At 67.8% G+C, this 13,971-nt stretch carries 10 protein-coding genes; 5 read left to right on the plus strand and 5 right to left on the minus strand.

Annotated features, from left to right (window positions below; genetic code table 11):
* Positions 1-161: 161 nt before the first annotated feature.
* From CGR01S_RS15580 to CGR01S_RS15595, 5 genes are all read left to right on the plus strand, one after another.
* On the plus strand, positions 162-683 hold the full coding sequence (locus CGR01S_RS15580; protein WP_042429441.1) for a helix-turn-helix domain-containing protein: 522 nt from the start codon (positions 162-164) through the stop codon (positions 681-683).
* The gene (locus CGR01S_RS16795) at positions 670-1,047 is read left to right on the plus strand and encodes a hypothetical protein (RefSeq protein ID WP_156967595.1); all 378 of its coding nucleotides are present in this window, start codon (positions 670-672) and stop codon (positions 1,045-1,047) included. The genes CGR01S_RS15580 and CGR01S_RS16795 overlap by 14 nt, the downstream gene beginning before the upstream one ends.
* 63 nt (positions 1,048-1,110) lie before the next feature.
* Positions 1,111-2,136: a phage major capsid protein gene (locus tag CGR01S_RS15585; protein WP_156967596.1), complete on the plus strand. Its 1,026-nt coding sequence runs from the start codon at positions 1,111-1,113 to the stop codon at positions 2,134-2,136.
* A gap of 12 nt (positions 2,137-2,148) precedes the next feature.
* The gene (locus CGR01S_RS15590; RefSeq protein ID WP_042429450.1) at positions 2,149-2,373 is read left to right on the plus strand and encodes a hypothetical protein; all 225 of its coding nucleotides are present in this window, start codon (positions 2,149-2,151) and stop codon (positions 2,371-2,373) included.
* Positions 2,374-2,437: 64 nt separating this feature from the next.
* The gene (locus CGR01S_RS15595; RefSeq protein ID WP_042429454.1) at positions 2,438-2,959 is read left to right on the plus strand and encodes a hypothetical protein; all 522 of its coding nucleotides are present in this window, start codon (positions 2,438-2,440) and stop codon (positions 2,957-2,959) included.
* Between the two features lie 417 nt (positions 2,960-3,376).
* On the opposite strand, the gene CGR01S_RS16240 is transcribed toward CGR01S_RS15595, so the two are convergent.
* From CGR01S_RS16240 to CGR01S_RS15620, 5 genes are all read right to left on the minus strand, one after another.
* Complete coding sequence (locus CGR01S_RS16240; protein WP_156967597.1) at positions 3,377-9,877, minus strand: putative Ig domain-containing protein; 6,501 nt, start codon at positions 9,875-9,877, stop codon at positions 3,377-3,379.
* Between the two features lie 494 nt (positions 9,878-10,371).
* Entirely contained in the window at positions 10,372-11,067 is a 696-nt protein-coding gene (locus tag CGR01S_RS15605) for a nucleotidyltransferase family protein (protein WP_042429457.1), read from the minus strand.
* Positions 11,064-12,107: an XdhC family protein gene (locus CGR01S_RS15610; RefSeq protein WP_042429460.1), complete on the minus strand. Its 1,044-nt coding sequence runs from the start codon at positions 12,105-12,107 to the stop codon at positions 11,064-11,066. Before CGR01S_RS15610 ends, CGR01S_RS15605 begins: the two co-directional genes overlap by 4 nt.
* Positions 12,108-12,126: 19 nt before the next feature.
* Positions 12,127-12,702, minus strand: coding sequence for an SRPBCC family protein (locus CGR01S_RS15615; RefSeq protein WP_042429462.1), 576 nt, complete (start codon positions 12,700-12,702; stop codon positions 12,127-12,129).
* 5 nt (positions 12,703-12,707) lie between these two features.
* Positions 12,708-13,964 (minus strand): vWA domain-containing protein, encoded by a 1,257-nt coding sequence (locus CGR01S_RS15620; RefSeq protein WP_042429464.1) that lies wholly within the window; start codon positions 13,962-13,964, stop codon positions 12,708-12,710.
* Positions 13,965-13,971: the final 7 nt, after the last annotated feature.

Consider the following 13,971-nt stretch of genomic DNA (forward strand, 5'->3'; position numbering starts at 1 on the left):
TGCCCCGTCGGCGCGCTAGCGTGCAGCCCTTCCAACTGGTTGACACACTGGTTGACATGTAGGCGTGAGCGGTTGTGCGGGTCCTTCCCGGCTCTGTCCCGTGCGGGTAATTCGCGCCGCCCTTCCGGACTGTTCCGGGGTGCTCATAAAGGGGCTATGGCATGCCATTGATTGACCTATCCATGCAGGGCACCCAGACGGCCCTGGCTGAACTGGTAGGCGTGACCCAGCCCACCATCTCCAACCTGATGACGGAGGGCAAGATTCCGTCCGATGGCACCTTGGGCGAGCTGCTGCTGGCCTACTGCGCCCGCCTTCGCGACCAGGCAGCCGGGCGCCTGGGCGACACCATGGGCCTGGACCTGGTTCAAGAGCGTGCTGCCCTTGCTCGTGAGCAGCGCGAAGGGCAGGCCATCAAGAACGCCGTGGCCCGGCGCGAGTACGCACCCATTGGCCTGCTGTCCGATGTGCTGGGCATGGCCAGTAGCGCTGTGGTGGATCGCTTCGACCAACTCGAAGGCGCCATGCGAAAAGCCTGCCCCGACCTGCCCGACGAGGCGAAGGACGTGATACAGCGAGTGATTGCCAGCGCCCGCAATGAGTGGATACGCGCCACGTCCACGCTTGTGGCCGATAGCGTGGACGCCATGACCGACGAGGATGCACCGCATGAGCCCGTTTGAAATCGTCCTGCAGGCCGCCGCAGGCCAGCCCGTGGCGCCCCAAGATGCCCGGGCCGCACTTCTGGCGCGCACCACCGACCCCGAGGCCACCCGGCGCCGCGAGCGCAATGCAGCCATTCGCGCAAGGGACGCCGCGCTGCGCGATGCTGCTCATTGCCTGGCTGGCGACGGGCCTACAGCGTGGCTGCTTGCGCAGCGCCTCGCGCGGGCGATAGCGCGCTTTCGTGCCACGACATGGCAGCGCATTCAAGCTGGAATTCCGGTTGCGCTGAGCCCTGCGGATGAGGCTCTGTGCGCAGCATTCCTCAGCGGGGTTGGTGTGCCGCGCACGCAGCGCCGCCTGTATGAGCTGCTGAAACTTTGACGGTGGCGCCAGCAGTCACCAAACCGCATGATGGCGCCATATCAACCCCATGGCGTCACCATCATGAACACCATCACCCCAAACCAGCGCCGCGAGCAACTGGCAGCCGTTGCCGACGTCGTGGCCGCCGCCTATGGCGAGCCGCCCAAGTCCATGCACCCGCTTGCATCCTCAATGAGCCTGCGCAATGCCGCCGCCCTGATCGGACAGCGACTCCTGCACGAGAACGAAAACCCGCAGCATGCCTTTGCCCGTGGCCTGGCCAGTGGCGACTTTGGCGCGTTGCTGGCGCAAGGCGCAGCGCCCGCAACCGTGGCCACGTTCGACCGGGCTGCAGAGCACCGGGCCTTTTGCAGCATCGTGCCCGTGCACTCGTTCCGCCCGGAGCCCATTCGCGCGCTGGAGGGTGATACCGGCCCGCTGGAGCCGCTGCAGGAGCTGCAGCGCATCTCCGCCACCGTGCTGCAGCCGAACGCCGCAGGGCCTGATTCTGTGGCGCTGTGCACTTACGGGCGCGTGGTTGCGGTGTCTCGTCAATTGGTCATCAATGGTGACCTGTCTTTTGCGCTCTCCAGCCTGAAAAACGTTGCTGCCACGGCGGCGCGGCAAGAAGCCGCCATGCTGGCCAAAACCATGGAGGCCAGCGCCAACTTGAGCGACGGGCAACCCATGTTCGATGCCAAGTTCATGAACGTGCACGCCGCCGCCCTGGACGCTTCGGCGCTGGGCGCCGCTATCGCTCTGCTGCGCACGCAGCCTACCGCGAGCGGGCAGCCTGCGGGCCTGAGCGCGCGTTATCTCGTCGTGGCGCCTGGGCTGGAGTTTGCGGCGCGCAGCCTGGTGCACGAGTCTGGAATGCAGATCGACGTCTTGGCCCTGGCCGGTTTGCCTGGTGGCCGCTGGTACCTGCTGACAGCGCCGGACGTGTGCCCTGTCATTGGCCTGCTGCAGTTGAATGGCAGCCGATCCCCTGTCCGCGTGGAACAGTTGGGCTATATGTTCGAGGCCGATGCACTGCCCATTCGCATTACTGCCGACCTGGGTTGCACCTGGCTGCGCCGTGCTGGCGTGGTGCGCGGTGGCGTTTGATCGGAGGTGGACATGATGACGCTATTCGGAAACAAATCCCCCACCCTGGAGGGCTTCCGGGCCGACCTGGTGCAGCAGATGCAGGCCGCCGAGGCCAATGCACGCGAGCGCAACGCAGCCGGGCATTCATCCGCTGCTCAGCAGCAGGCGCACATTGCCAGGTGGTGCGCTGGCGTGATCGCGGAAATAGACGGATTTGTCGCCGGTGCCACCAGTGAACATACACCGCGCGCCTGACCCCTCCGACCTGCGCCGCGTGTGGGCGTGGCAGCCCTGCCCCTGGGGCGGTGGCCCCGCCGACATGCAGGCTATTGCCTGGCATGAGGCGGGCCACGCCGTCTACGCGCACTGGATCGGCATTGGCATGCGCCGTGTAGAGCTGCGCGAGGGCGGCGGCAACTGCTACACCGTCGCCCTCGACTTCTCGGCAACGGTGCAGCCCGAAGATGCAGCGGGCGAGATTCGGGCGACCGCCGCAGGCCTGTTCCATGCTGGGCTGGCTGCCGAGTTGCTGCATGCAGGCCTGCCCTGGCGCGGCCCTGTAGCCCGCCCGCTGCAGAGCGACCATGAGCGCGCTGAACTGATGCTCGCGCCTGGCTTCGGTGTTCGCACCGTTGCGGGGCACGCATACGCCCAACTGCAGGCCATGCACGCACTGAGCGCCCACTGGCGCGACGTGTGCAGCATTGCTCAAACCCTTCTGCAGTCTGGCGAATGGACTCCAGAAACACCCCATGCACCCACCCGGCGAGACAGCGGCGCCATAGCCGGGCGAACAACTGCACTACCCATGGCGCAGCACCCTGCAGGATCGAGCGGCTGATTGATCCGGCCTGGCATCTAGGGACGTCGGCGACGGCTGCGAAGGTGTCAACCCCGCCCCGGCAATGCGCCGGGGCATTTTTTCATGGGTACGCCAGCCAGCAGTGGGGGCACTTTTGGGGGCACTTTTGGAAAGCAGAAAAGCGAAGGCCAGCATTGATGCGGGCTGCAGGTTATTTTATGAATGACTCCCTCGCCACATACACGGAATGCATGCAGGTTCCAGGACCCTATGGGTCAGCGGACCGCCATGCCGTGAGCAGTGCGCAGAATTGAAAAACCCCTTCAAAAGGGGTTTTTTTCTTCCTGGGTTTCTTGCGTTCAGGGTTCCGCAAACTTCTGCTCTTCACAAACGCGCGCAAGCGACTGCGCGCGGTGTCTTCCATGCTCACGGCGTCTGGGGGCGAACGCTCCCCCTCTAGAACCCCGGCAACCCCACCAGCACCAGTTCCTCGGCGCTGACCAACTGCACATGCTCCGCCAGCGGCTGGAAGGTGTCCTGTGCTTGCAGTCCATCCCATTCGATCCGGTACACCTGCCCGCCCAGTTGCAGCAGCTCCACATCGCGCAGGATGTCTTCTTCGCCCGAGAGGGCATTGCGCAGCACGAGCTCTTGCTGGCCTGGCGCTGCCCCACTGGCGGTACGGGCCCGCGCCTGCACGCTGAAGTAGGGCAAGGCGCCAAAGAACGCGGCCAAATCGGTGCCCGCGCCGCCGTCCAGGATGTCGTTGCCGCCGCCCCCGATCAGCACGTCATTGCCCGCGCCGCCCAGCAAAGTGTCGTTGCCGCTGTCCGCGCCCCAGCCCATTTCGCCCAGGGCGCTCGGCTGCACCAGCTGCAGCTGGCCTTCGTGCGTGATGCGCTGGCGCACGGGTTCGGCGTGGACCAGAACGTTCAGCGCCCCGGCCCAGGTGCCGCCCTGGGCCAGGTAGTCCAGGCCGATCTGGATGTTCTGCGCGCTGGCGTACCCAGGCCCCCAGGTCTGGCCGATCAGCGCTTGCATTTTGTCCTGTGCGCTGGCCCCTGCCGGCAGGGTGCTTTCGTACCAGTTCCAGGCCGCCTGCAGCAGTTGGGCCTGGCTCCAGCCTTGGCTCGACAGGATGTTCATGGTCTGCAGAGAGGGCAGCTCTCCCGTCAGGCCCCGGAACACCAGGCTGATGGTCTCCAGCAGGTGGTAGTCCTGGTACACCAGCGCAATGCGTTCATCCAGGACGCCACCGCCGCTCCAGTGCCCGGAGAGCGCGACGCTGTGCGTATCGGTCAGCAGGCGCTGGCTGGCGCTGTAGCCCATGGACAGGCTGCCATCGGCGTTCAGGGCGAAGCTCCAGGCGCCCGCATCACTCATGCCCCCCTGCAGCACGTCGTTGCCTGTGCCCCCTTCGAGGTGGTCGTCGCCCACGCCGCCGACGACCAGGTCGTCGCCTTCGTCACCGTAGAGGCGGTCGTTGCCGCCCTTGCTGGCGACCACATCGTTGCCGCCGCCGCCATGGAGGATGTCGTCGTCTGCGCCCAGCACGATCCACTGGGCGCTGCCATCACCGCTGGCGGCATTCTGCCCCGCGCCGCCGATGATGCGCACGGCCCCCACGATGGCGACGAAGTCAATGTGGTCCACCTGGATCAGCGAGCCGCTGGGCAGGGCACGCGCATCCACCAGAACCGCCTGTCTGCCGTCTGCCGGGGCCGTGCTGCCGCTGATCACGAAGGGAACGTCGGGATTGAAGCCCGGGCCGGCCGTGGCGGTGATGGTGTGTACCGTCAGCGGCTCCGACGGGTCCAGGGTGGCCAGGAATGTCTGGCCGTTGTGGGTCAGATCGGTACTGCCCCCGGCGATGCGATCAATGCGCAAGCCCAGCTCGGTCGCTGCGGCGTTGCCGCTGACGGGACTGGGCAGGCCTTGTGCCTGGAGGCCCACGCCCACGGGCACGCTGACCAGCACGATCGGGCGGCCATCGGGCGCGGTCACCAGGGGAATATCGGCCAGATCGGCGTTGGGGCTGGCAGGGTTGTCTTGCCGCGTGGCTTGCACCACCGGGATGGTGATGATGCGGGTGCCCCCGTCGCCCGGCGTGGTGACTACCAGCATACCGTCAATCGGCGTCGAAGGCGCCGGGCTGGGGTCTGGGCTGGGATCTGGCGTTGGTTCTACGGTGGGTACGACCGTGACCACGAGATTGAAGGTATTTGTCACCGTACCGCCGTGGCCGTCGCTCGCGATCACGTCGATGGAAAGCGTGCGCACATCGCCATTGGTCGGTGTGCCGCTGAAGGTGCGGGTGATGGGACTGAAGTTCAGCCAGGCGGGTAGCGCACCCCCCCCGGCGAGCTGCGCGCTGTAGCTCAGCGTGTCGCCCACATCCACGTCGGCAAAGGTGTTGGCGGCGAACTGGAAGTGGAAGGCTGCACCTTGCGTGGCGCTGCCATCCGGGATGGCGTTGGCGACCGTAGGTGCGTCGTTGGTGTTGGCGACCACAATGCTGAAGGAGTCCGTCACCGTGCCGCCGTGGCCGTCGCTGGCGGTTACGTCGATGGAAAGCGTGCCCACATCGCCATTGGCCGGTGTGCCGCTGAAGGTGCGGGTGGCTGCGTCAAAGCTGAGCCAGGCCGGCAGTGCGCCGCCGCCGGTCAGCTGGGCGCTGTAGGCCAGTGTGTCGCCCACATCTGCGTCGGCAAAGGTGTTGGCGGCGAACTGGAAGCTGAAAGCGGCGTCTTCCGTCGCGTTCTGATTGGGCACCGCATTGGCCACAGTGGGTGCATCGTTGACCGCAGTCACTGCGATGGCCTTGTGTGCCGCGCTGCTGCTGTTCGTGCCATCGTGCACCACAAAGCTGATGGTGCGGTTGGCGGTGTCCGGGGTCTCCGAGTTGTTGGTGTACGTGACGGCGCGCAAGGCCGCCTGCCATTGCGCTAGGGTGGCGCTGGCGCCGGCAGAGATCAACGCCAGCACGCCCGTGCCACTGTCGTAGTGGGCGCTGATGTTGCCCATGGTGGCGCCGTCGTTGCTGAATGCCAGCACATCCTCGCCACTGCGGAAGTTGCCGGTGATGGCAACGGTGGCGCTGGCCAGGGTGGCGCTGTCTGCGTCGGCCACGGTGAGTCCGCTGTCGATCACTACCGGCGTGCTGGCGACGTTGGCTCCCTCGGTAAAGGCCGTGCTGCCGCCGCTGGGGGTGGCGACGGGCGCGACATTGGTGGGAGCCTGCAGCGTAAAGTCATTGCCCGTGCCTCCTACATAGCTGGCCGTCAGCACCGTGCCATTGCCACCTGCTGTGCTGGCTGCGCCTTCTGCCAGGCCGCTGAAGGTGCCGGCTACCGCGTCGGAGGCGTCATTCACGATCAGCGTGTAGGTGTCGCCACTGGCCGGGGTGTAGCCGTGGACCACCGCCAGCGTGGTGCCGTTGACATTGGCCGTCCCCTGGACCACCACTTGGTCGTACCCCGCTCCCGCGGTGGCGCCATTGATCTGCACAGCCAGCGTTCCGGACAGCATTTCCAGATTGCCGTTGATGGTCAGTACGCCCGTGCCTGTGCCGCTGCCGGGCGACAGGGTGCCGCCGCTGAACACGCTGACGGTACCGCCACCGATGCTGCCGCTGCCGCCCAAAGTGGCACCACCAAATGCCTGGACATTGTTGGCGGTCAGCGCGCCGTGGACGAGCAGGGTGCTGCCGTTGTGCAGGTAGGCTGCATTGACGTTGTTGCCGGGATGCAGGAGGGTCAGCGCACCCGGCCCGAAGATATCGAGATTGGCGACGCCGGTGACCGCTCCCGATAGCGTGGTGTCTGCCAGGGTCCGTATGCCTGCGTTGCCTCCCAGCACGATGGCATTGCTGACGGTGGTGGCGCCCGTGGTTTCCAGCGTCGTGCCACTGAACAGGTTCACCGTGCCTATGCCCAGGCCACTGCCGGTTGCCACGCCCAGGGTGCCCTCGTAGACCCAGGTTCCGCCGGTGAAAAGCGCGTTGCTGCCCGACAAAGTCAGCGTGCCCGCCCCCGTCTTGGTCAGTGTGCCGCCGCCATTGAGCATGCCGCTGAAGGTGACGTTGGCCGCTGTATCCACGATGCTGTTGCTGGACAACAGGCTCATGGCGTTGTCGATGGTGGTTGCGCCCGTCACCGCCAGCGTTCCCCCACCCCCGCTGAAAACAACGGTGTCCTGGCCCAGGTTGCCGTCGCTGGCAATGCGCAGCGTGCCACCCTCCAGCGTGGTGAAGCCTGCGTAGCTGTTGCTGCCCGACAGGGTCAGGGTGCCCGAGCCGGTCTTGTGCAGCCCCCCGCTGCCCGAGATCTCCCCGGAAAATTCCGTGCTGATGTGCGCGCCGCCCGTTGTCAGGGTGGCGCCGAGCACCACCGCCCCCGCTCCCGCCAGCGCGCCGATGGTTTCGGCAGCCCCCACCGTCAGCGCAGCCCCGGCCTGGACGGTGACGGCGCTGCTGTCCCCCAGGGCGGCGCCGCCGCTGGTCTGCAGCGCGCCGGCCTCGACGGTGACGCTGCCGCTGTGGCCCCCGTTGCTGCCCGACAGCGTCAGTGTGCCGGCGCCCGCCTTGGCCAGCGCACCCGTGCCGGACAGCGGGGTTGCGATGGTGGCGGCGCTCCCTGCGCCATTGAGCACGGTGAGTGTGGCGCCCGCGCCCAGGGTCAGCGTGCCGCCGGTCAGCGTCACGCCGTTGGCGGCGCTCAGGTCCAGCGTCAGGTTTTCGTTGATCGCTACGTTGCCCGCCAGCGTCAGCGTCTGGCCCGCCAGACTGGAGTCGATCACGATGGTCTGGCTGCCGGTGGTATCGGCGGCGGCGATGGCAATGGCCTCGCTCAGGCTCACGCCATTGCTGCGGTCGATGGTGGCCGTGTCCGTGGCGTTGGTGACGTAGATGACGTCGCTGGCCACCGTCACATCCGCCGTGGTGCTGGCCGTGCCATCGCTCAGCGCGTAGCGCAGGGTGGCATCGCCGGCAGGGGTGTCGCTGCGGTAGGTGATGCGCTGCGCCACGTCGTTGACCAGTGCGTTAGTGGCCGCCGTACCGCTGCTGTTAAAGCTGATGGCCAAAACACCGCCGGTGTAGGTGTAGGTGGCAAAAGTCTGCCCGCCCGATTGCAGATTGGCGCCGCTCACCGTGAACAAGGCGCCTGCGGTATGGAACCCCAGCACATCGGAAGACACGGCCGTGCCCGCGCGCTGCACTGTCAGGCTGGCGCCGCTCCAGTCGCCATTGCCGCCGTTGAGTGCGCCCAGGTCCGCGTCGGCCAGCAGGGCGTTGGCGCCTGCATCCAGCGTCACCGAATTGCCGACGCCGGCCCAGGCCACGCTGTCGCCATTGAGGTTGGAGATCACTGGGGCCTGGTTGGCGTTGCTCACTGTGATGCCATTGCCGGTCAAATCGGCCACGACGATGGCCGCATCGGCACCGGCGGCCCAATCTTCGGCGGCGGCCAGGTTGTAGGGGGTGCCGCCCGTGGAGCTGGTACCGTTCTTGTTGGCGATCTGGCGGATGGCGGCCCGGTCGGTCGCGCTCAGCGCGAGCGTGAACGACGTACCTGACGTGATGTCCACATTGGGCGTGTCGGTCAGCGTATAGGTGCTGCCTTCCCCGGTGAAGGTGAACCTGCTGGCCACGATGTCGTTGCTGGCGCCGGCCAGTTGGGAGAATCCCGCACCCGTGACCACCAGTGTGCCGGTGCTGGCGTCGTAGGTGGCAGAGGCGATGGTGGGCACCGGAACGTTCGAGACGGTGACCGGATTGGCGCTGTCTGAAATATCGCTGCCGGTAATCACGCTGTTCCAGTCATCCGCTGCCGCGATGTTGTAGCTGGTGCCACTGGTCGAACTGGCGCCATTGCGATTGAGCATTTGCTCGACTTGGGCACGATCCGTGGCGTTGAGCGTGATGGAGAAGGAGGTGGCGTTGCTCACCTCGACGTCGGATGAAGTCAGCGTGTAAATGCTTGCGCCTTCGCCCGTGAGCGTGAGCTTGGAGACGCTGATGTCATTGTTGGCCCCGACCGTGCCCACCAGATTGCTGCCGGTGACGGTCAGCACATGGGTGTAGGCGTCATAGGTGGCGGAGGTGATGGTGGGCGCGCTGACGTTGCTCACCGTGACGCCGTTGTCGGTCAGGTCGGCGGGCGCACTCACGGTCGAGTTCCAGTTCGCCGCCGCAGCCAGGTTGAAGGGGGTGCCTCCAACGGCGCTGGTGCCGTTCTTGTTCAGCAGGCCGTTGACGGCCAGCCTGTCCGCTGCATTGAGCGTGATGGAGAAAGCCGTGGCACTGCTGGCGGTGGTGGTGCCGGAGCTGAGGGTGTAGCTGCCACCCGACTGCCCCGTGAGCGTCAGCTTGCTGCTGTCGATGCTGTCGCCCGCAGCCATGCCGGCCCCGGTGACGGACAACACGCCGCTGCTGGCGTCGTAGGCCGCATGGATGATGGTGGGCCTGCGAGGTTCGAAGTTCAGATCGTCCAGGTCCAGTCCCAGATCTTCACCCGATATGGTGAAGTGGGTGATGTTCTGGAAGTGGGTGTTGGCGGAAAAATCGATGTTTTGGTAGGTTGTGTAGCTGCCGGTATTCAAGCCATAAGAGATGCCCGTCCCGGCCATGGCTCCGTTGTAGGGCGTGATCGCGACGTTGCTAAGGGATGAGGCACTGTAGGCGATGGCACCGAAGCTCAGTCCGGCGAGGGTGAAGACACTGCCATCGGCTGCTTCAATGCGAACACTGCTGATACCGCCCCTTGGACCCTCGTCGCAAAACAGGAACCAGTCTGAGCCCCCATTTCCCAGTGGAGTGGAGCCGGAATTCGAAGTGACCGGCGAGTAAGTGTGGCTGCCCGTGATGGTGTACTTGATGCCATCAAGCGTGAAGACATTGGTATTGAGGGCGCTAAAACCAGGGTTGTCGTCGTAGTTCTCGTCAGCAGGGATCGGCATGGAGTGCTCTTTGAAGTTCCGTGTCAAATATTCCACTGTCGCTTGCCTGGCAAGCGCTAGAAGCTATCAATTCAGTAGCTTTCGATGCACCGTTCACTCAGCACAACCACCCCTGCGGCACGTTCGGCGCCGGAAAGTCCTTGTCCGCGCCCAAACGCACTCCCCCGTACCGGTGCCAAGCCCTTGGCTGGTGTTCTTGCAGGCGTACGATTTCACGTGGCATTGCATGGGGAGCCATGGGGGCGGTGACCGTGGTGGTGTGTTCTCAATGGCAAGAACGTCGAATCGTTTTGGCCGCTGAGGCAGATGCAGCAAGCGTCGCCAGCGATGGTTTGGATGACTCTGGACGGTGATGCCGCTGGCTTGGCCGCGCGAGGCATGTTGCCAGAATGGCAGGCCATCTTCATCGCGCGAGCGAGTCTCGCACCAATAAGGTCTGGTTCTCTGCCGGCACGGGCGCCAGGCGCTGGGCATGCCCTGCCGAGACCGATGTTTCAGCCGCCTGAGCTGTGCAGAATCCTATGGATCGATACAGGCAGCTCCAGGCGCACCCCGCACGCGCTGCGCAGGCGCTGCAGGTCCTCGGGCGTGTCCACGTCGGTGGTGTAGCGCGCGTGCGTGGCGGGCAGGGCGTGCACCTGCTGCGGGTGGCTGCTGCGCCACTCGCGCACGCCCTGGCCGGCAGGTGCCTGCAGAATGGCGCTGCGCAGCTGCGGCCCGAAGGCAATCGGGTGGCCGGGCTGGCCATCGTGCTGGGGCACGACCAGCGCCGTGCCGGGGGGACGCGTGCGCCAGGCCTCGAGCACGGCCTGGATGTCGCCGTCTTCGAGCAGGGGCTGGTCCGCCAGGGCCACGAGCAGCGTCTCCAGGCCGGGTGGCAGCGCCGCCAGGCCGCAGCGCAGGGAGGCGGCCGGGCCATCGTCGGGCGCGGGGTTGGTGACCCAGCCCACCTGCGCCAGGGCGCCCACGCTGCGCTGCTGCTGCAGCACGGCGGCGAGCTGCGCCGCATGGTGGCCCAGCACCACGGCGATGGGGCCTGTGCCCGCGAGTTGCAGCAGGCGGATCTGCCGCAGCAGCAGGGTTTCGCCGTCGCGCCGCAGCAGCGCCTTGGGCACGCCGCCCAGGCGGCGGCCCGCACCGGCCGCCATGAGCACCGCGCCCACGGCGGGCGCGGGCGGCGCTGTGCTCATGGGCGCACCTGGCAGGCCGAGCCGGGCGAGGCCAGCCCCTGCTGGTCCTTCACGTGGGCCACGTCCAGGTCGCGCGGCAGGGTGACGCCGTTCTTCACGGCCAGCACTTCGGCCATGATGCTCACGGCAATCTCCGGCGGCGTCTTGCTGCCGATGTAGATGCCGATGGGGCCGCGCAGGCGCGCCAGGCTGTGCTCGGTCTGGCCCAGGTGTTCGATCATGCGCTGGCGCCGGGCCTCGTTGTTGCGCCGGCTGCCGATGGCGCCGATGTAGAAGGCCGGGGTCTCTAGCGCCTGCAGCAGGGCCAGGTCGTCGAGCTTGGGGTCGTGCGTGAGGGCGATGACGCAGGTGCGCGCGTCCGGGCGGAACAGGGCCACGGTGTCGTCGGGCATGGTGGCGGCCACCTGTGCGCCCGGCACGCTCCAGCTGCTGCGGTATTCCTCGCGCGGGTCGCATACGGTGACGGCAAAGCCCGAGAACAGCGCCATGGTGGCGAGGTATTCGCTCATCTGCCCGGCGCCGATGATGAGCATGCGGTATTCGGGGCCGAAGGTGTTGATGAGCGCCTGGTCATCGAGGATCAGCTCGGCCGGCGCGGCTGCCGGCTTGAGCTGCACGCTGCCGTCGGCGAGCAGCACGCGCCGGTGCATCAGGCGGCCCGCGTCCAGGGCCTGCACCAGCGCCTGCAGGCTGGCGGCGTCGGGGTTGAATTCCAGCAGCACCTCCAGTGTGCCGCCGCAGGGCAGTCCGAAGCGGTGCGCCTCGTCCGCGGTGACGCCGTACTTGGCGAATTGCGGGGGACCGCCGTGGGGCAGGGCGTCGGCGGCGCCGGGCTGGGTGTAGCGCGCAATCAGGTCGTCTTCGATGCAGCCGCCCGAGACCGAGCCGACGACGGCGCCGTCGTCCCGCAGCGCCATGATGGAGCCCACCGGCCGGGGCGAGGAGCCCCAGGTGCGCACCACGGTGGCGAGCACGGCTTGGCGCCCCGCCAGGCGCCAGTCGCGCAGGGCGCGCAGTACGGTGACGTCGAGGTTTTCCATGGTGACCTGCCTCCGCGGTTCAGCGCAGTGCCCAGACTGCCGCGAGTGCGGCGAGTATGGCCAGCGCCACCCACAGCCAGACGGGAATGCCGCCGGCCGGGGCAGGCGGGGCCGCGGCGGCGCCTGGCGCCTCCTCTGTGGCGGGCGCCGGGTGGCGGCGCTGCATTTCCTCGTCGAAGCGCTGGAAAAAGCTCTCGGCCATGGACTTGGCCACGCCGTCGATCAGGCGCTGGCCCACCTGCGCGATCTTGCCGCCCACGGTGGCGTGCACCGTGTAGGCCAGGGTGCAGCCCGTCTCCCCGGGGGTGAGGGCCACCTGCGCGCTGCCCTTGCCGAAACCGGCCACGCCACCGTTGCCCTCGAAGTGCAGGGTGTAGCTGTGCGGGGCGTTGACCTCGGCCAGCTCGATGGCGCCCTTGAACTTGGCCGCCACGGGGCCGACCTTGATGGCGTTGACCAGGGCATAGCTGTGGTCGCCGGTGGCTTCGATGCTGTCGCAGCCGGGGATGCAGGCCTTGAGCACTTCGGGGTCGTTCAGGGCGTCCCAGGCCTGTTGCTGCGAGACGGCGAGAAGGCGCGAGCCTTGCATTTCCATGGTGTCTATCTCCTTGTGGTCTTCAAGAGCGCGGCGATGGCGCCCGCCAGCTCCTCCAGGCGGCTGAGGTTGTGCACGGCGAGCATGCCGTCGGCCATGCGGTGCAGCACGGCCGCGCCGCGTGCGCTCGGCGTGTAGCCCTCGAAGCGCAGCAGCGGGTTGAGCCACAGCAGGCGGCGCGTGTGGCGTTTGAGCCAGGCGAGCTCGTGGGCCAGGGCCGCGGGCTCGCCGGTGTCCAGGCCGTCGGTCACGATCAGCGCCAGCGTGCGCCGCCCCACGAGGCGGCGCGCGTACTGCTGGCGCAGCTGCTCCAGGCTGCTGCCCAGGCGCGTGCCGCCGGCGAAGTCGGCGATGCGCTGCGAGGCCGAGCGCAGCATGGCGTCGGTGTCGGCCAGGGCAAAGGCCGGGCCCAGGTCGGTCAGGTGCGTGCCGAAGGCGAACACGTCGCGCCGCAGCGCCAGGCGCAGCCCGTTCACCTGCACATGGGCCGTGGCGGCGTGCACAAAGGCGAGCAGCAGGCGTGCATAGCGCTCCATGGAGCCCGACACGTCCACCAGCACCAGCAGCGGCAGGCTTTGGCGGCGCCGCTGCAGGCGCTCGAGGGCCACCACGTCGCCGCCGCGGCGCGCGGCCGCGTGCAGGGTGTGCGCCCAGTGGATGCGTGCGCCCCGGCTGCCCGCGCGCGTGCGCCGCCCGGGCACGGTGGGCAGGGGCAGCGGGATGTCGCGCACCAGGCGCTCGACGAGCCGGTATTCGCTGGCGCTCAACTGGTTGAAGTCCGCCGTGCGCAGGCGCTCCCGGGCGCTGGCCGTCATGGCTGCGTCCAGCTCCATGGCCTGCTCGGCGCCGGCCTGCCCCGGGGTGGGCGATCGGGGCGGAGCCAGGGCTTCGCGCACGCGCGGGCGCTGGCGCGGCGCGGGTGCGGCCCCGGGTGCGCGCGGCAGCATCTGGGCCAGCAGCTTGCGCGCCAGCTCCGGGTCGCGGAAGAAGGCGTCGAACAGCTCGCGGAACACGGCGCGGTCCTGCGCGCGGCTCACGAGCACGGCCTCCAGCGCGGCGCTCACGTCGTCCCGGCGCCCCAGGTCCACGCAGCCCAGGGCCTGCGGCGCCAGGGCCAGGCGGGCGGCATCCACCGGCACGCCGGCGCGGCGCAGGGCCCGGCCAAAGGCGGCCAGGTTGCCCGCCAGCTTGCCGCTGCGCGCATCGCCCAACTGGGGCACGCGCTGCGGCGCGGCTTGCAAGGGGGCGCTGGGGGGCAGCATGGGCGCG

Source organism: Comamonas granuli NBRC 101663 (assembly GCF_000739995.1).
GTDB lineage: Bacteria > Pseudomonadota > Gammaproteobacteria > Burkholderiales > Burkholderiaceae_C > Simplicispira > Simplicispira granuli.

What these genes read in the sequence shown, in the direction of transcription:
- CGR01S_RS15615 (WP_042429462.1), bottom strand. Translation starts at nt 12,702, where the DNA reads ATGGAAATGCAAGGCTCGCGCCTTCTCGCCGTCTCGCAGCAACAGGCC.
- CGR01S_RS15620 (WP_042429464.1), bottom strand. Translation starts at nt 13,964, where the DNA reads ATGCTGCCCCCCAGCGCCCCCTTGCAAGCCGCGCCGCAGCGCGTGCCC.
- CGR01S_RS15595 (WP_042429454.1), top strand. Translation starts at nt 2,438, where the DNA reads ATGCAGGCTATTGCCTGGCATGAGGCGGGCCACGCCGTCTACGCGCAC.
- CGR01S_RS15610 (WP_042429460.1), bottom strand. Translation starts at nt 12,107, where the DNA reads ATGGAAAACCTCGACGTCACCGTACTGCGCGCCCTGCGCGACTGGCGC.
- CGR01S_RS16240 (WP_156967597.1), bottom strand. Translation starts at nt 9,877, where the DNA reads ATGCCGATCCCTGCTGACGAGAACTACGACGACAACCCTGGTTTTAGC.
- CGR01S_RS16795 (WP_156967595.1), top strand. Translation starts at nt 670, where the DNA reads ATGAGCCCGTTTGAAATCGTCCTGCAGGCCGCCGCAGGCCAGCCCGTG.
- CGR01S_RS15580 (WP_042429441.1), top strand. Translation starts at nt 162, where the DNA reads ATGCCATTGATTGACCTATCCATGCAGGGCACCCAGACGGCCCTGGCT.
- CGR01S_RS15590 (WP_042429450.1), top strand. Translation starts at nt 2,149, where the DNA reads ATGATGACGCTATTCGGAAACAAATCCCCCACCCTGGAGGGCTTCCGG.
- CGR01S_RS15585 (WP_156967596.1), top strand. Translation starts at nt 1,111, where the DNA reads ATGAACACCATCACCCCAAACCAGCGCCGCGAGCAACTGGCAGCCGTT.
- CGR01S_RS15605 (WP_042429457.1), bottom strand. Translation starts at nt 11,067, where the DNA reads ATGAGCACAGCGCCGCCCGCGCCCGCCGTGGGCGCGGTGCTCATGGCG.